General features: G+C 52.6%; 22 protein-coding genes. 9 read left to right on the top strand and 13 right to left on the bottom strand.

Annotated features, from left to right (window positions below):
- Together QW520_08255 and QW520_08250 are read right to left on the bottom strand one after the other, a co-directional pair.
- A partial coding sequence (locus tag QW520_08255; protein ID MEM0449795.1) for a hypothetical protein occupies window positions 1-637 on the bottom strand: 637 nt, incomplete at its 3' end.
- A 66-nt stretch (window positions 638-703) separates the two neighbouring features.
- Window positions 704-1,699, bottom strand: a complete 996-nt coding sequence (locus QW520_08250; GenBank protein MEM0449794.1) for a DUF1722 domain-containing protein — start codon at window positions 1,697-1,699, stop codon at window positions 704-706.
- 78 nt (window positions 1,700-1,777) lie between these two features.
- Between QW520_08250 and QW520_08245 the strand changes: the two genes are divergently transcribed.
- Window positions 1,778-2,173, top strand: coding sequence for a DUF131 domain-containing protein (locus QW520_08245; GenBank protein ID MEM0449793.1), 396 nt, complete (start codon window positions 1,778-1,780; stop codon window positions 2,171-2,173).
- On the opposite strand, the gene QW520_08240 is transcribed toward QW520_08245, so the two are convergent.
- A complete protein-coding gene (locus tag QW520_08240; protein ID MEM0449792.1) occupies window positions 2,162-2,371 on the bottom strand; it encodes a hypothetical protein in 210 nt (69 codons plus the stop codon). The two genes, QW520_08245 and QW520_08240, sit on opposite strands and share 12 nt — an antisense overlap.
- Entirely contained in the window at window positions 2,368-2,946 is a 579-nt protein-coding gene (locus tag QW520_08235) for a GMP synthase subunit A (GenBank protein MEM0449791.1), read from the bottom strand. Before QW520_08235 ends, QW520_08240 begins: the two co-directional genes overlap by 4 nt.
- Window positions 2,947-3,065: 119 nt before the next feature.
- Between QW520_08235 and QW520_08230 the strand changes: the two genes are divergently transcribed.
- A complete protein-coding gene (locus tag QW520_08230; GenBank protein ID MEM0449790.1) occupies window positions 3,066-3,797 on the top strand; it encodes an HAD family hydrolase in 732 nt (243 codons plus the stop codon).
- Between the two features lie 182 nt (window positions 3,798-3,979).
- On the opposite strand, the gene QW520_08225 is transcribed toward QW520_08230, so the two are convergent.
- The 8 genes from QW520_08225 to QW520_08190 all read right to left on the bottom strand — a co-directional run bounded on the left by QW520_08225 (window position 3,980) and on the right by QW520_08190 (window position 9,613).
- Complete coding sequence (locus tag QW520_08225; protein MEM0449789.1) at window positions 3,980-4,153, bottom strand: hypothetical protein; 174 nt, start codon at window positions 4,151-4,153, stop codon at window positions 3,980-3,982.
- A 342-nt stretch (window positions 4,154-4,495) separates the two neighbouring features.
- Complete coding sequence (guaA, locus tag QW520_08220) at window positions 4,496-5,443, bottom strand: glutamine-hydrolyzing GMP synthase (protein ID MEM0449788.1); 948 nt, start codon at window positions 5,441-5,443, stop codon at window positions 4,496-4,498.
- The gene (gene purE / locus QW520_08215) at window positions 5,443-5,910 is read right to left on the bottom strand and encodes a 5-(carboxyamino)imidazole ribonucleotide mutase (GenBank protein ID MEM0449787.1); all 468 of its coding nucleotides are present in this window, start codon (window positions 5,908-5,910) and stop codon (window positions 5,443-5,445) included. The genes guaA and purE overlap by 1 nt, the downstream gene beginning before the upstream one ends.
- Before the next feature lie 109 nt (window positions 5,911-6,019).
- On the bottom strand, window positions 6,020-6,313 hold the full coding sequence (locus QW520_08210) for a hypothetical protein (protein ID MEM0449786.1): 294 nt from the start codon (window positions 6,311-6,313) through the stop codon (window positions 6,020-6,022).
- Window positions 6,314-6,330: 17 nt separating this feature from the next.
- Complete coding sequence (locus QW520_08205) at window positions 6,331-6,564, bottom strand: Lrp/AsnC ligand binding domain-containing protein (protein MEM0449785.1); 234 nt, start codon at window positions 6,562-6,564, stop codon at window positions 6,331-6,333.
- Between the two features lie 113 nt (window positions 6,565-6,677).
- Window positions 6,678-7,589 (bottom strand): carbohydrate kinase family protein, encoded by a 912-nt coding sequence (locus QW520_08200; protein ID MEM0449784.1) that lies wholly within the window; start codon window positions 7,587-7,589, stop codon window positions 6,678-6,680.
- Window positions 7,586-8,827, bottom strand: a complete 1,242-nt coding sequence (locus tag QW520_08195; GenBank protein MEM0449783.1) for an adenosylhomocysteinase — start codon at window positions 8,825-8,827, stop codon at window positions 7,586-7,588. Before QW520_08195 ends, QW520_08200 begins: the two co-directional genes overlap by 4 nt.
- Window positions 8,828-8,857: 30 nt before the next feature.
- Window positions 8,858-9,613 carry a 4-phosphopantoate--beta-alanine ligase gene (locus QW520_08190; protein MEM0449782.1) on the bottom strand — a complete coding sequence of 252 codons (756 nt, stop codon included), beginning with the start codon at window positions 9,611-9,613 and terminating at the stop codon, window positions 8,858-8,860.
- Window positions 9,614-9,826: 213 nt separating this feature from the next.
- Here QW520_08190 and QW520_08185 point away from each other — a divergent pair, with 213 nt between their 5' ends.
- The 3 genes from QW520_08185 to QW520_08175 all read left to right on the top strand — a co-directional run bounded on the left by QW520_08185 (window position 9,827) and on the right by QW520_08175 (window position 12,333).
- Window positions 9,827-10,093: a Gar1/Naf1 family protein gene (locus QW520_08185; GenBank protein MEM0449781.1), complete on the top strand. Its 267-nt coding sequence runs from the start codon at window positions 9,827-9,829 to the stop codon at window positions 10,091-10,093.
- Window positions 10,056-10,997, top strand: a complete 942-nt coding sequence (locus QW520_08180; GenBank protein MEM0449780.1) for a transcription initiation factor IIB — start codon at window positions 10,056-10,058, stop codon at window positions 10,995-10,997. The genes QW520_08185 and QW520_08180 overlap by 38 nt, the downstream gene beginning before the upstream one ends.
- A gap of 70 nt (window positions 10,998-11,067) precedes the next feature.
- Entirely contained in the window at window positions 11,068-12,333 is a 1,266-nt protein-coding gene (locus QW520_08175; protein MEM0449779.1) for a zinc ribbon domain-containing protein, read from the top strand.
- On the opposite strand, the gene endA is transcribed toward QW520_08175, so the two are convergent.
- On the bottom strand, window positions 12,334-13,386 hold the full coding sequence (endA, locus tag QW520_08170) for a tRNA-intron lyase (protein ID MEM0449778.1): 1,053 nt from the start codon (window positions 13,384-13,386) through the stop codon (window positions 12,334-12,336).
- Between the two features lie 188 nt (window positions 13,387-13,574).
- On the opposite strand from endA, the gene QW520_08165 reads away from it, so the two are divergent.
- The 4 genes from QW520_08165 to QW520_08150 form a co-directional block, all read left to right on the top strand.
- Window positions 13,575-14,300: a helix-turn-helix domain-containing protein gene (locus QW520_08165; GenBank protein MEM0449777.1), complete on the top strand. Its 726-nt coding sequence runs from the start codon at window positions 13,575-13,577 to the stop codon at window positions 14,298-14,300.
- On the top strand, window positions 14,260-14,565 hold the full coding sequence (locus QW520_08160) for a hypothetical protein (protein ID MEM0449776.1): 306 nt from the start codon (window positions 14,260-14,262) through the stop codon (window positions 14,563-14,565). The genes QW520_08165 and QW520_08160 overlap by 41 nt, the downstream gene beginning before the upstream one ends.
- Before the next feature lie 175 nt (window positions 14,566-14,740).
- Complete coding sequence (locus QW520_08155; GenBank protein ID MEM0449775.1) at window positions 14,741-15,145, top strand: Hsp20/alpha crystallin family protein; 405 nt, start codon at window positions 14,741-14,743, stop codon at window positions 15,143-15,145.
- 41 nt (window positions 15,146-15,186) lie between these two features.
- The coding region (locus QW520_08150; protein ID MEM0449774.1) for an AAA family ATPase at window positions 15,187-16,082 on the top strand (896 nt) is incomplete at its 3' end.

Raw genomic sequence — 16,082 nt, 5'->3', positions numbered from 1 at the left:
AGACTACATCCAATTTTTCGCTCCACACCTCCACCTTCCTGGTGAGGGCGTTCACCGCCAGGCGCCCCTGCTCCTCCCCCACCACTTCATTTCCACAGTATATAGGGCAGGAGTAATCGATGACATAATAGGGGACCAATTCCAGCCTTTGCCTATAACCTCCCACCGTACGCATGCCTATCTCCTTAACATCCCGCGAGTCGATCGTGGGACGGATGATGCGCTCCCCCACCTCCGCGCCATTCAACTTCTTCAGATCCTCTGAGGTCATCATCTTAGGATAATCATCCGCCAATAGCTCATCGACCAATCCGTGATCGCGCTCTCCCAGCAGCCTCTCTAGATGGGTACGCCCGATCTCATGCTCCAAGTCCTCCCTATCCCAGATTATTAAGTCTCGATGCAGCTTCTCGGGTGGTATCTCTGGGATAGGAGTTGTGCTGACCACTAAGCGCTTGCCCTTGAATTCCCGGAACTTGTCGAGGAACGCGGGGAGGAGACTTTCCTCGCCCGCGCCGATCAGACATATCGCGACCTCCACGTCACCCTTTTTCGCTAGCAGGAATCCTTCCCGCTCCGTGACCTTGAAATCCCGCTGTCCTAGGATCTCCGTCACCAGAACTCGAAGGGAGGTCACTAGTGCACCCGAAGGGGGGATGGTGATAGCGCATTAAAAAGCTTAGGCCAGGTGAGCTACGAGACCTCATCCCGAGAGATCGCGCCAATCGCATGAATCAGTAACGCCTATCTCCAGAAGACCTTCGGGGAAGGGCGTGAAGAAGGTCTGCCTCATGAGATATGGTTCTTGGAACCTTATTACCCATGATCTCATTATGCCCAGGCATACGCTCAGAGGTATTCTGGCATCACGGTAGAGCTCCAATTGACGCAGGAAGAAATCCCTCTCTTCCTTTTGCAGGCGATCGCTAAAAAACCCTAAACAGTGCTGGAGGACGTTTATGGGGGAGTTGCACCTGGGAGGTTTAATTAGGGCACGCCGCAGCCCCTTGCCATATGCTGCCTTCAATTCTTCAAGGGATAGACCTTCATGGTTTGCCACCAGCCTTCCCAAGGCTCTTAGCTCCTTCTGGCTATACATCATGAGCAATAGCTTGTTGTCGGCGTGCCACTGCACTACGTCCCTCATCCCTCCCCCTCTCTCAACATCCCTCCAAGAGGCAGTAGCGAAGATCCTGGTTAGGAAATGCTCAGCGAGCTTCACGTGCCGCAACCTGTTCTCATCCTCGATGGCAGAATCAGGAAAATGCCTTAGCGCGGCCTCCCCGAATATCCCTGCCTGCCTATCTATGGCCGCGGCATTCTCCGCTCTGGGATAGACTTTAACATCACGGATGCCACAGGAAGGAGAGCGCGATTTTAGTATGAAGCCATCCACATCTTGCAGGGAGGACATGAAAGTCTCACAGAATCCTAAGGCCAAGTCGGTGACGTCTCTGCCAGTCGCAGGCTGTATTAATCGCTTGGACCCTCCCTTGCCCTGCACCACCCTTATAGGATCTCGGGGAACGCCCAGCCCTATCTCGAACTCCATGCAAACTGGAATGAATTGGATTAGGCCAGATTCCTTCATCCTCCTCACCAGCTCATTACCGATCATATCACCGTTATAACGGCAATGATCGAACTCAATGCACTTGCTGATGACCACTCTGGGACGTGAGAATTCCTGCCTTAGCATGCTGATTCCTAGGGGCCCGAGGTTCTTATGGTTTTGCATGCGTAGAGCTTGTATAGGCCTTCTTCAGTTCGATTTACCATGAGAGTTTCGCGTATAATAGGCCCCAGCCTCATTTTTGCTGGGGTTCTGATGCTTTTCGTCGTGGTGTTGGTGGGAGAGGCGGAAGTAGGTCTGCTCCTCATATTCCCATATATAAGGGCATCATCTTGGTTGGGGGCTTTGGCCATTCTACTAATTTTTTCTGGTTTCATAAGTCTCTTTCTCAGTGCATGGCCAGGAGGAGACGAGCGCATCTCTAGGGATGCGGTGGAAACAAGTGAAAAGGGTGCATTAGAAGAGAAAGGCTTCGGGGGAATCGTGCTCCTCGGCCCGATACCGATAATATTCGGCTCTGGAAGCAGAGCTGCCCTGCTGGCCATGATTCTCATGGCACTCATGATAATGGCTTTGATTTTCTTTATCTTATTCTTCTGATGCCAGAATTTCTGCCGCTCTCTCCAACCTTAATGCTTTTTTCCTCGCCACCTCCCTGACGTCGGCGATAAGGCGGATATAATCCTCATACCCCAAGCCCTGATTCTTCACCTGCCTGGCCAACGAGTTCTCGAAGGTATCATCCCTTCTCTTCTTTCTTACGGCGTCCAATAGAGCCGTTCTCTCCTCCGCCCTCATCTTTTGCCCTCCACCTCCACCACCTTAAGGAAGTTCCTGAAGATTTCATAGCCATACTCGGTGTTCTCCACCTCAGGATGGAATTGCAGACCATAAAACGGCCGTGATTCCATGCGGAAGGCCTCGATCTTGCAATTGTCAGAATGAGCTAGAATTCTGAACCCTGGAGGAAGCAGAGAGACCTCATCATTGTGCGACTCCCAAACAGTAAAGCTTCTGGGAAGCCCCAGGAACAGTTCATCCTCTTCGTCCACATAAAGCGTGGTTTTTCCGAACTCTGGCACTTTTGCGGGAGCGGTAGCGCCACCGAAATGGAGCGCCATAAATTGCATTCCCGCACAAATGCCTAAAATAGGAAAGTGAGCCTTTTCGAGATACTCACCGTTATTGCCCATGCGCGCCGATTCCACGGCCACGCGTGGAGCCCCCCCGGATAGAACCAGGGCATCGACATCCTCCAGCTCTTCAAAGGGTGTGGTATTAGGGATTATCTTCGTCTCTACCTTCAAGTACTTGAGTACACGCCATTCGCGGTGCGTCCACTGCCCGCCGTTGTCGACAACGTATACCTTCATATGCGGTCTTGAATCCCTGCTGCGCTAATTAATCATTGTTGCCTCAGGGGATGCGTAGAAGTATCGTTAATACGATAATGCACAAGATTTATGTGCCACGCATTACTGACCAGGATACGATGAAAGCGGTCCTCTTTGACCTTGGCCATACATTAATCAGCTACCATAATGATTGGAGAGAGCCAGAGAAGCGAGCCGTGACCGAGGTAGCGAGGAGGGTAGACGCAGCTTCACCTCAAGGCGTAGACTGGGAAGAGGTAGCAAGATATTTGCTAGAACTCCTCGAGCAGGGAAGGAAGTTAAAGTTGGAGAAGCATGTGGAGATACCTCTGACAGATGTCTTGGATAAGTGCTTCAAGAGATACGGCGTTTCGGGCGATGATGAGCTTATGCAGCAATCGCTGGAGGAGTTCTACGCTGTTCTCCTAGAGCACAGAGAAGAGATACCTGGAACACAGGAGATGCTCCAATTCGTAAAGGATAGCGGCTACTCCATCGGCCTGGTATCGGACGTAGCTTGGGGCCTCCCTTCATACTTCCCCCAGAGGGACATGAGACATTACCGTCTGGACCAATATTTCGATGACATGGTCTTCTCCACCGATGTGGGTCTACGCAAGCCCCATCCTAAGATTTTCAAGATAGCGCTCTCTAATCTTGGGGCCAGTGCCTCAGAGGCGATATTCGTGGGTAATAACTTGCAGGCGGACATATTGGGAGCGTTGAATGTGGGCATGACCGCTATTCTGAAGGAGTCGAATTTCTACACTCATGATGATGATATCACCCCTCACGCGAAGATCTCAAATTGGGACGAGTTCTTGGACCTCCTGCGGAAAAAGGGACCTTAGAGACCATTGCTTCATGTATTGTTACCCTTTTTTCTAGCTAACGTTTTGCGTTGGATGCGCCTCCCTATTGAGATAGTGTTGTCGCTAGCTCATGTGCTTACATGGAGCTGCTGAAAGCTATCCTTCATGTCATTCCTCGCCTTCTTTATCATGAAAAAAATCAGCTTAAATGGTATTGATGCTCAGATGATATTCTTTTGCGCTTTCGCATACTTGCTAAGGGACAAAGTCAATGCAACTGGTCCGCTCAGCCCCTTTGACGTCCTGGGGGCAGTAACGGCTTTTCGCATATCGGCGTTATAGAAGGCCTTTGCAAATATGGGCTTAGATTTAAGAAAGTTGTAGAGCACGGTCATGTGATGCGATTTTAGGGAAGAATGTTTCTCTCTTCTCTACTTTGATAGAGAAGCCCGGATAGGTGCGGAAGCTTAGACGACTTAACTTGCATGACACCATGAGGCATGGCGACTGCTAGGTTCAGTAAGAAATCGGACGAGATTCAATTGCTATTGGCGGGGTTCGATAACTAAGCGCAAGCCGAAAAAAGGAAGGATGTCCTTGGTGGATTTCTACAACGCATCTCACTACGCTACTCTTAACGCTAGTTCCTAAGAAATTGATATGAGGATAGCCTGAACCTGCCAGCTCCGTCTAATCTTTTTGCCAGATGCCATAATCGCCAGGGTAAGCTCCACGTCTTACTCCCACTCGATGGTCGCCGGAGGCTTGTTGGTGATGTCATAGACCACTCGATTCACGCTCTCCTTCATCTCGTTGGTAATCCTGGTGGATATGCGCTCTAATACATCATGTGGGACCTTGGAATAAGCGGCACTCATCCCGTCGATGCTCTGCACCGCGCGGATGGCAATGGTCTTGCCATAGACGCGGTTATCGCCATGGACGCCCACAGACTGCACTGGCAGAAGCACAGCGAAGTACTGCCACGGCAGCTCCATTTTGCCCTCTTTGGCGGCCTTTTCCATTTCCTGCTCCACGATATCGCACGCCTTGCGCACGATCTCCACGGCCTCGCGCGTCACTGGCCCCATAATCCTAATGGCCAGCGCAGGCCCTGGGAATGGCTGCCTCTCCGAGACTTCGACCCCTAGATAGCGGGCTAACTTACGCACCTCATCCTTGTAGAGGTCCCGCAACGGTTCCACCAGCTTTAACTTCATATCTTGAGGCAGACCACCGACGTTATGGTGTGACTTGATAGTGTCTCTGACCGAGTCTCCGCTCTCGATCCAATCAGGAGCGATCGTACCCTGTACCAGATATTCGGCATGGAAGAGTTGGGCCTCTCGCTCGAATACCCTTATAAATCTCTCTCCGATGATCTTTCTCTTGCGCTCTGGGTCCGCCACACCTTTCAAGGCCTCGAAGAACTCGTCAGAGGCGTCCACTATCTTGTGGTTGACGTTCAGTTTAGAGAGCATTCGGTCCACTGCCTCGGTCTCCCCCTTACGCATCAGGCCGGTGTCCACATAGATGGTGAGCAGTCGCTCACCTATGGCCTTGCTCACCAGGACCGCGGCTACCGTGCTGTCCACCCCGCCCGAGCAGGCGATGATAGCCTTGCCTAAGACGGACCGCCTCAATTCCTGGACCGTCTCCTCGACAAAGCTCTGAGGGTCGAACATTAGCCCTCTACCTCTTGGGAATCCTTTTCCACCTGCTGCGCCATCTCCTTTCGATATGCCTGGAGTGTGGCGGCTATTTTCGAGTCCTTGATGGCCAATATTTCCAAGGCCAGCAGGGCGGCGTTCTCCCCCCTGTCCAAGCCTACTGTGGCCACAGGGATTCCAGGAGGCATCTGTACTATGGAGAGGATGGCATCTAAGTTGACTTTTCCGCTAACTGGGACCCCTATGACTGGTTTGATGGTCAACGAGGCAATGACCCCCGGCAAGGCCGCTGCAACCCCTGCCACGGCGATGAACACATCCGCATCAGAGCTTTCGACGATCTGCTTCACCCGCTCCGGGGACCTGTGCGCCGAAGCCACTAACATCTTGCATTCCACACCGAATTTTTTCAACGTGGCTACGGCCTTCTGGCCTACTTCCAGGTCACTCTTGCTTCCCAGCATCACCAAGACAGAGGGCATGTTTTCCTCTCAAATTATAAAGGGATAAAAGGCTTGCGCCTGATTGATTTTGATCCGATAAATTGAGAAAAAAGGAATTTAGGGGGAAGGAGTTTTTCCTCCAGCACCTCTAGCTCTTCATTATGGCCAGCAGGAAAAGGCCTATGGCAATGAGCGCACCGATGACAGCGGAGATTATGTAAAGGAACGCATTCCAGACCACGTCCCCCAGCTCTACTTCCACCATGTCGGTGAAGCCTGCCAAGTATACCCAGATGATGCCTACCACGAGGCCGACCACCAGCAGGATTATGCCGATCGTCCTGCTCTTTCCACTACCGAAGTAGGCGGTGAAAATGCCTGCCAACAGCATGAACAGGGCAAAAGTCAACAGCAGCACGGTCAAGAAATCCATCACAGACATCTCAATTCACCTTTTCCTCAGAACTTTATTCCAGTAAGCGTCTTCGTATCGACCACGCCCGGTATCGAGCGTATCTTGTCCACGACCACCTGCCCCAGCAGGTTGAAGTCGTCGGCCTCAATCTTGGCGATAAGATCGTACTCCCCGAAGAGAGGATGAAGTTCCACCACCTCCTTTACTTTCAGGAGTTCATTGTAGACCTCATGCTCCTTCGCAGGCGCTGTGCTTATCAGTACGAAACCCACCGCCATGCGTTCACCTGCGACGGGTTACGGCTTTTTCTCAAATAAAGCTTTCTGTAATAACCTGAGCGTGTCCAGCAGCTTGTTTTTCTTTAGCATGGATGTGTTCCAGTATATCTATCCTACATGAAAGAGGCTGCCCTTTCCTGCACCTCGGAGAATGAAGGCACATTGGTCAGCGAGCCTTTCTCCTCAATAATGAAGGAGGCCGCGGCTGCTCCAAATAAGGCGCATTTACGAAGCGCCTCTCCCCTGAACAGGCCAGCATAGAAACCCGCCCTGAATGCATCCCCTGCACCCGTTGTATCCGTCACCTTTCGAGGTGGAATGGCTGGGACCTCGATTCTGTCCCATTTGTAATATATAATAGAGCCGCTAGCGCCCTTCGTATTTACAACCATGTCTACCCAGGACAGCAGATCCTCTGGTTCCGTTGCACCTGTGTATTTCATGGCAGTGCGAAGCTCGTTCTTGTTACAGAAGAATACGTCTGACATTCCCAACGCCTCTCGGAACCTTGGCGCATCCCAAACGTGATGTATCTCCTGAGCTGGATCGAAGGCTACTTTCTTCTTCAAACGCTTGATCTCACGCATGAGCCTCAGATAATAATCAGGTCTGCCAGTCATTACATGGATCCACTCCGATTCTGCTGCCGCGTTCATCCTTAGAGGCATGTGATCCATCTTCCCCATAGGACCTTGATATACGAAGGCAATCTGATCATGTGAGCGGTTGGATATGACCCAGACGGTGGGCGTGGCCTCTCCTTCCACCACTACTAGATCCCTCAGATCCACACCTTTCCTTTCCATCAGTGCCCTGAAATCTGTGGGTAAATCGCTGCCTACGTAAGAGCACAAAGCGGTCGGTGTGCCTAGGGCAGCGGAGATAGTAGCCACGTTGGCGGCGGTGCCGCCGTAGTACGTCCTCTTCTCCTCCACGTTCACCGAGGTATTTACCTCAGGGAACCTCTCTAAAATTAGGATATAGTCCAGGTTCGTGTGACCATATACTGTTAGGAAGAACGTCATGTACCCTCTTGCCAGTTGGAGAGATATCTCTCCTGCTCCGGGGTCAGGGAGTCTATGCTTACCCCCATGACCTTAAGCTTCAACCGGGCTACCATTTGATCCAACTCCCGAGGAACGTTGTAGACCTGCGGCCTTAAATTAGAATGGTTCTTTACCAGATAATCCATGGCCAAAGCTTGGATGGAGAAGCTCATATCCATTATCTCCACCGGATGCCCCTGCCCCGCTGCCAGGTTCATAAGGCGTCCTTCTGCGATCAAGTAGGCCCTTCGGCCATCGGGAAATCTGTACTCATCGATGAACTCCCTTGCTCTGCGAGGTTTACCGGCATATGCTTCGAGCGCAGTTCTGGAAATCTCGTTGTCAAAATGCCCTGAGTTGCCCAGCACGCACCCGTCTTTAAGGACCTCTAGATGCTCTCTCCGCACCACATCTTTGCATCCGGTGGCAGATATGATCACATCCGCCTGCTTAGCAGCGTCTATCATGGGCATCACTTCGAAGCCATCAAGCTTAGCCTCAATGGCTTTAATGGGATCCACCTCGGTCACGATGACGCTTGCCCCCAATCCCTTGGCTCTCATGGCGATGCCCTTACCGCACCATCCATACCCTGCCACCACCAGCCTTTTCCCCGCCACCAAGAGGTTAGTGGCATTCATGAAACCATCAAAGGTGGATTGTCCCGTACCATAACGGTTGTCGAAGAGGAATTTCATTTGTGCGTCGTTAACTGAGATTATTGGGAATTTTAGCTTTCCCTCCTTGGCCATGGAACGAAGGCGTATCACGCCCGTGGTGGTCTCCTCATTCCCTCCTTTTACTTCTTTCAATTCACGTGTGCGCTGCGTATGCAACAAGGTGATGAGGTCAGCGCCGTCATCAACGACGAAGTCAGGAGACATGTCCAGGACTCGATTTAAATTCTCATAGTACTCATCGGTAGTCTCCCATTTCTTGGCGTATGTCTCGATGCCGTACTTTTCCTTAAGCGCCGCGGCTACCGAGTCATCAGTGGAAAGAGGATTGCAGGAAGCCAATCGGACCTTGGCCCCGGCGCGCATTAAAGTAATGGCCAGCATTCCCGTCTTGGCCTCCACATGTAAAGCCATACCTATCTTTACCCCTTCCATCACCCGTTCTTTCGCCAGGCGCTTACCCACCTCGGCCAAAACTCCCATATGCGCCTCTGCCCATTCCAGGCGGCGCATCCCTCTGACCAGCAATTCCTCGTCCATCTGATCCCCTCGACATCTAGAGCTTCTAGTTTATTCTTTGCCTCCTCCCGCGGCTCTCAGGTTGGCGCACATTATGGCCATCGCCTCTTCCAGGTTTTTCGCGTTGTCGAAGGAATTGAGCAGGGCCATTCTTTTCTCTGAATTTCTTTTCATCTCAGGCACGAGGGAATTTATCGAAGGTATGGCGCGGGTCAGCTCGTCAACTATGGTTATGTGCGCTGCCCTAGCAGTCCGGGACAGGGGATTTAAATCGATAGCTATGACCTTCTTGCCCGCTCTCACCAGAGCCTCGGCCCTATCCCCATCCTCCAATGGGACCAGTACCGCGTCAGCAGAATAGATACCATCCCGACAACATAATGCCCGCTCCGAGGCAATGCCAGGCAGAGCTGCGTCGGGTGTGCGCCCTAATACTTCGCGGGCCCCTGCGGCCTCTAACACAGAGATTACCTTTTCCACTCTTTCAGGGGTCCGATGAAAGAGGTTGACCTCCACACGTGCGCGCACCGCCTGCGCCAAATTGACGATTCCATCAGCACAGAGCGCAGCAGCGTTCCCGTTAACTGAGATCACTGGCTTTCTGGCCTCCAGCATTAATGCCGCGGCCGCTGCCTCAGCTTTTCTGGCATTTTCGGTGGTCCGCTCACCAAGCAGATAATCGAAGGCCTCTCCCCGCCCATGCGCTATTAGTCCAGCGGGTGCCACTATTCCCTCCTTTACCTTTTGCGCCATCATCTCCCGTGTGACGAGAGACTTGTATCTAGGATGCTCTTTTGAGATCTGCACGAAAGGGTAATCAGGACTCAAGCCCAATAATCGTTTGCTGAGGGGCCCATGCCCCTTTCATTTAAAATGTCGAATGTTGACCAAATCCTATATTAATACAAACCCAAAAAGACTATAAAGAGATTCTAGATAGACTATAAAGACATACTAAATCTTTAAATATTATTAACATCATTGAGGGCAGATTGTTCGGGTGTGTGAAGGGTCCTAACTATGAGGTTTCTTGGAGAGGTCAATGAAATTACTTCTGAAGGAAAGCTCATTGTTAGGGCAAGCTTCGCTCCTCGACCGAAGGAGACGGTATTTGACAATCGTAAAAGACCGTTGGGACGCGTGGGCCGAATCTTCGGGCCTGTGTCGTCGCCCTACGTTTCGGTCGAGCTCACCAATCATAAGAGCCTGCTGTCTGCCATGGGAATGCAGGTCTATGTAGAGGGGGTAGATGAATTTGGCAAAGGCGGTAAAAGAAGGGGCCGATGAGGTCGAGCGTTGCCCGGAATGCAACAGCGGGCATCTGGTCCGCGATTACGAGCGCGGCGAACTAATTTGCGAGGAGTGTGGCTTGGTCATCGATGATCAATTTATCGATCAGGGGCCTGAGTGGAGGGCGTTCGACGTAGAGCAAGGGGAGAAGCGCGCTAGGACGGGGGCACCCATGACCTATACCATCCACGATAAAGGCCTCTCCACGGAGATATCCTGGAAGAACAAGGACTCGTATGGCAAGAGTATCCCCACCCGCAATCGAGCGCAGCTCTACCGTTTGAGGAAGTGGCAGCGCCGCATACGCGTATCCAATGCCACAGAGCGCAACTTGGCTTTCGCCTTGAGCGAATTGGACAGAATGGCCTCCGCCATGGGTCTTCCAAGGAACGTGCGTGAGACCGCAGCCATGGTCTACAGGAAAGCGGTGAACAAGAACCTTATACGAGGAAGGAGCATTGAGGGTGTGGTGGCCGCTTCCCTGTACGCTGCCTGCAGGCAGTGCAACGTCCCTCGGACCTTGGACGAGGTGGCCAACTCCTCGCGCGTGGGCCGGAAGGAGATCGGAAGGACTTATAGATTCATGACCCGGGAGCTCAAGCTCAAACTCATGCCCACCCGCCCGCAGGACTACGTGCAGAGATTTTGCTCGGAGCTTAAATTGAGTGGTGAGGTGCAGGCCAAAGCTGCAGAGATACTCAAAGACGCGAGCAAGAAGGAGCTGACTTCAGGTAGAGGCCCTACTGGAGTGGCGGCCGCCGCCATCTACATCGCCTCCATACTTTGCAATGAGCGCCGGACCCAGCGCGAAGTGGCCGATATAGCGGGTGTGACCGAGGTGACCATCCGCAATCGCTACAAAGAGCTCACGGAAAAACTGGGCATCGAAATTCAGCTCTAAGCGTGGTATTTTGGCCCGGAATTCCGGGCCTACGAAATCATTTTATTGAAGCGACTTCATCCAGCAGCAGGTGTGGCAGTTGTCTAGCGCTAGGCATCTTTTCAAGCCAGCCGCCCTGGTGATGCTCATCGGCGGCCTTGTACTGATCTTCTCCTCCATCTACATTTTCCTGCTGCGGGCGAATTACGCCTATGGTGCTCTGCAAGGTCTTCTTTTTGTGCTGTTCATGGTCATTGCTGGTGGCTTCGAGGCTGCCATGGTCAAGCCTATTTATAGGATTGAACAAGGGGCGTGGCGGAATGCCGTAATCCTAACCTTGCTCTCCGCGCTACTAAAGACCTTTACTGCTCTTACAGCCTTCAACACCTACAATAAGATGAGCAATCCCAAGGACGAAATCGTAATCCAGATAGCTTGGGCCTGCACGGCGATGATCATCGCTGAAGTGATCGTATTGATCCTTCTATTAGCGTTCAAGAGGCTCTTCATGCCAACAGAGGAGGAGGTAAAAGCTTCTATGAAGAAGCTCGGAGGGACCTCGGTGAAGACCGCTTCTGAGTGCCCCACCTGTCATGAGATCGTGGAGAAGGATTGGGTGCAATGCCCGCAATGCGGCACGAGACTCCCTCGCTTCTGCGCCAACTGTAACGCCTCTCTCCCAGGTATGGTGGAGAAATGCCCCAGCTGCGGCACGTTGGTGGAGAGTTCAGAGGTGGTTAAGAAGAGCATAGCCGCCCTGCTAGAGCAAACACAGGAAGAGGCGAGACCTGAGGCCAGATCGGTGCGATTCGCTCGCTTAGGCGAGGCTTATCTTAAAGATGGGCAGACCGACAAAGCATTGGAAGCCTATCGTATGGCCATACATTATACTGAGTTCGACCGTAAGCGCGCCAACTTCATGGTAAAGATGGCTAACATCCTCAACAACGAGGGAAGGGAGAAAGAAGCAATGGAGGTGCTGGAGGCTGCTCTGCGATTGGACCCCAAGGACGCTGCGGGCGCCGGTGCTCTAAAAGACGCTATCAAGGTGAAGCAGACGGCCAAGAAAGCACTGGAAGCATTCGATAAAGGAGAAAGGACAGAGGCTCTAAAATTGGTCGAGGAAGTCCTGGCTACAGATAAGAAGAACGTCAATGATGTCGGTTGGATAAAGGCTCTCTCGCTAGTAGAGGAGGCGGAAAGGATGCTAAAATCCAAGGCTCCTAAGGAGGAGGTGAGGAAGATCCTGGCCAAAGCGGTAGAGCTGGATGCCTATGGTCGTACGCAAGCGATGATAATGTATGAGTCTTTGGCCGTGAAAGAGAAGAGAAAAAGGGCCAAGAAGGCCAAGGGTTGATCACGGCCTTACCCTACGCAGGCGTAGATAATCGACCTTGCGTTTGGTGATGCGAGCGAAAAGGATGTCCTTCTTGACTCCGTGCGCCAATCTCACGGCCCTGGACATCTCTGGCCAGATCGTGGCGTAGTCCCAGGGCACCGCATGCACTAAATATCTAGAATGATGAGCCTCAGGATCGCCATCGTATACGCGGAAGTGAGAGCCATACTTGAATCCTGTCTTGACCACCAGACCGCGCTTCCTAAGATCTTCGTAGGCTCTAAACCGGAGTTCGAAGTCTGGCTGTATCAGTAAGGCGCGCTTGCGGAAAGCGCTCAAGGTCATATTTTTACCAGAATAAGAGTACTCTGTACGCATTATGCCCTTGGCCATGAGATACGCGGTTTCTATCAGAGAGAGCTGTAACGTCTTTCCGATGCGCTTTCCATAGAATCCTTTGGAGTAAAGCTCCTCCACCATCTCTGGATCGGTCACCAGTACCCTATCCTCCAAAAGAAAGCCTTCCGCCTTAAGAGAAGGTAGATCGCTAAGGTTGCCCGAAGGCGAGACGACCGACGCCTTATAATAGGTCAGGTCTCCTTCCTCGTCCACCACTGCCAAGAGCAACTCCTTGCGGGTGCTCTCAGAGCTTTCCGCTTGTTCGAAAAGCGCGCGTACTACGCAGGCAGAGCGTTCCGATACGGCCTGGACCCAATACTTGGTAGTGGCGGTGGAGGGTGTTCCTCCCCTGGGATAAACGCGAAAGTCGAAGTCCCCCTCATATGATTTGACTATGTACCCTCTTTGCCTCAGATCCCTATACACGATATAGAGCGTACTGAATCCATCCACATGTCTCGAAGCGATGCGGATGAGCTCCTCCACCGTCAGAGGCTTTCCCTCTAGCTCCACCACCAATCTATCTGATTCCACGAGGTAGACGGCCTCCAGCAGATCCAGTTCCAGACCGCCTCCCTTCATAGGATAGCCATAGTAGCCACGATTGTAGACCTGACTCGCCTCCGATTGATTCGTGATTATGACCGTGTCTCCCTGCAGCAGCCCCGGCATCCGGCCGACTAACCGCAGCAAATAGATATAAAATATCGTGGCCTAGGAAAACCTAAGAAAGGAATAAGACAAAGACAGACGAGGCATTGGTTCTTCTCCCCTCAAATAACACTTCTCTTCATGCTTTTTCGTTTTGTTTTAGAAAGATTAATAAAGAATATAATACTAAATGTTATCAACCTTCAGTTGTGAACGGTGTTCAAATGACGAACCTATCGGACCTCGATATACTGCTCTCTGTGATCGAGAACCCGACCAGGCGAAGAATCCTTGAGGCGTTGGTCAGGGAGCCGCACTATCCTCTGCAGCTCTCTCGCGAGCTGGGACTGAGCCAGCAAGCTATCATGAAGCACCTGAAGGTCCTAGAGGATTATAGCCTGGTTCGCTCGTACCCTGAGGAGAGCGACCAAGGCGGGCCAACGCGCAAGATCTACGTTCCCACTACCAAGTTCACCATTATCGTGGATTTCGGGCCCGGTCTCTTCGATACCACTTTTGTGAAGTTGGCCATGGAAGCCATGAAGGGACCGAGGGGTCCGCAGAGGATGCCGCAGAAGGCAGATCTGCGTCATATCGGGAAAAAGGTGGCCGAGCTCAGGTCCTCAGTGGCTGAGATAGACGCTCAATTGAAGGAGCTACAGCGCCAGCGGGAAAGCCTCATCGCGAAGAAGGAAGAGATCCTGGAGGAGGCGGCGAGCACCATAGAGGGAAGCATAGATGATTATCAGGTGCGCAAGGTCATCTATGAGTATGTCCAGAATCCAGACATGTCGCCCAGGCAGATAGCAGAGGAGTTGGGCCTCAGGGACGATTTCGTGGAGCACACTATTAGAGGATTGCAGGAGCGGTCTACAGGAGATGGAGGAGGATCGAATGACGGAAAGGGAGGAGAGCAGCTCCGAGAAGTACGCTAAGGAGCTGATACGACTCTTGAACATGATAGGGAATGAAATAGAGAAGGCTGCTAACAAAGTGGGCAAGATGGGGGAGGAGGCTTTACAATCCATGCCTCCCAAGGCCAAGGAGTTCACCAAGGAGATGCAGAGCGTGGTCGATTCCATCGCCGAGAACCTCAAAGAGGACCTGCCCAAACTACAGAAAAACATGGAGAGGATGGCAAGAAGGATGCTTGACTATGCCGAGGGCGTTCAAAAGGCGATGAGGGGTGAGAAGAGATAACTTTATATAGAAGAACATACAATCTATATTCGCTAGTTGTTAACTAGCGGTTAACATCAAATGAAGGAGGTGAGGAGATATGGCTGAGGACAAGAACAGGAACTGGCTGCCAGCTAGGTTCTTCGGCTCAATGGCCCCTGGCCGGCTGTTCGGACCGTCTGCGTTACTTCGAGAGATGGAGCGGATGATGGAGGAGTTCAGCGAGGAATTCGACTATCCACTATGGCCGTCAATTCTCACCTCTCCACCTAGGTTCCCTGCTGTAGACGTGAAGGAGGAGGAGGACAAATATGTGATCATGGCTGACCTGCCAGGCCTATCCAAGGAGGACGTCAATGTCCTGGTGGGAGACGGCATGATTGACATCTCCGCCAAGAAGCAGCAGGAGAGCGAGGAGGAGAGGAAAGGTTACATCCGTAAGGAGCGCGGATACTTCAGCTTCCACCGCCGACTCGCACTCCCGGAGGACGCGGACGAGAACGCGGTCGAGGCCAAGCTGGAGGACGGAGTGCTGAAGCTTAGCGTAGGCAAGAAGAAGGAAGAGAGGAAAGAGACGAGAAAGAGAGTCGAGGTGAAGTGAGGCCTTACCTCATCTCACCTCATTTGGAAGTGTAGGTTGCTATGAGTACATCAGAGAAAGTGCTAAAGGTTGCCGAGGCGAAATCCAAAGATGCCGGCCGCGGCATCGCCAGAGTAGACCCGGCTGTGATGGAAATCTTAGGGTTGACGCCGGGGGATGTGGTCCAGATTGAGGGCAAGAAGCGGACTGTGGCCATTGTCTGGCCCGGGTACCCTGAGGACGTCAACCGGGGTCTGATCCGCATAGATGGAACCATCCGCCGCAATGCCGAGACCAGCATAGACGAGAAAGTGGCCATCCGAAAGGTGGTCGTCAAGGAAGCGCAGAAGATAACCTTCGCCCCTACCGAGCAGCTCCGCATCATGGGCGGCGAGGAGTACCTCAGCCAATCGCTTGAGGGGCGCGCGGTCACGCGGGGCGATGTCATCGAGATTAATGTGATGGGGAGGCGAATTGACCTGGTGGTGGTCTCCTATTCCCCCAGCGCCGATGCGGTGCTGGTGAGCAGGAACACCGAGGTCAAGATAAGCGACAAGCCGGTTAAGGAGACTCAGGCCCGTATACCTCACATCACGTATGAGGACATTGGCGGATTGAGCGAGGAGGTGAAGAAGGTAAGGGAGATGATCGAGCTGCCGCTGAGGCACCCAGAGCTCTTCGAGCGTTTGGGCGTCGAGGCTCCCAAAGGGGTGCTGCTGCACGGCCCCCCTGGCACGGGCAAGACGCTCCTGGCCAAGGCGGTGGCGGGTGAGACCAACGCCAACTTCATCTCCATCGGCGGGCCGGAGATCATGAGCAAGTTCTACGGCGAGTCGGAGGAGCGCCTGCGAGAGATTTTCAAGCAGGCGCAGGAGAATGCGCCCTCCATCATATTCATCGATGAGATCGACTCCATCGCCCCTAAGCGGGACGAGGTCACTGGGGAGACAGAAAGGCG

The sequence above is a fragment of the Methanomassiliicoccales archaeon genome (assembly GCA_038740345.1).
GTDB lineage: Archaea > Thermoplasmatota > Thermoplasmata > Methanomassiliicoccales > UBA472 > JAJRAN01.
This window is presented reverse-complemented; position numbering and strand designations above follow the sequence as displayed.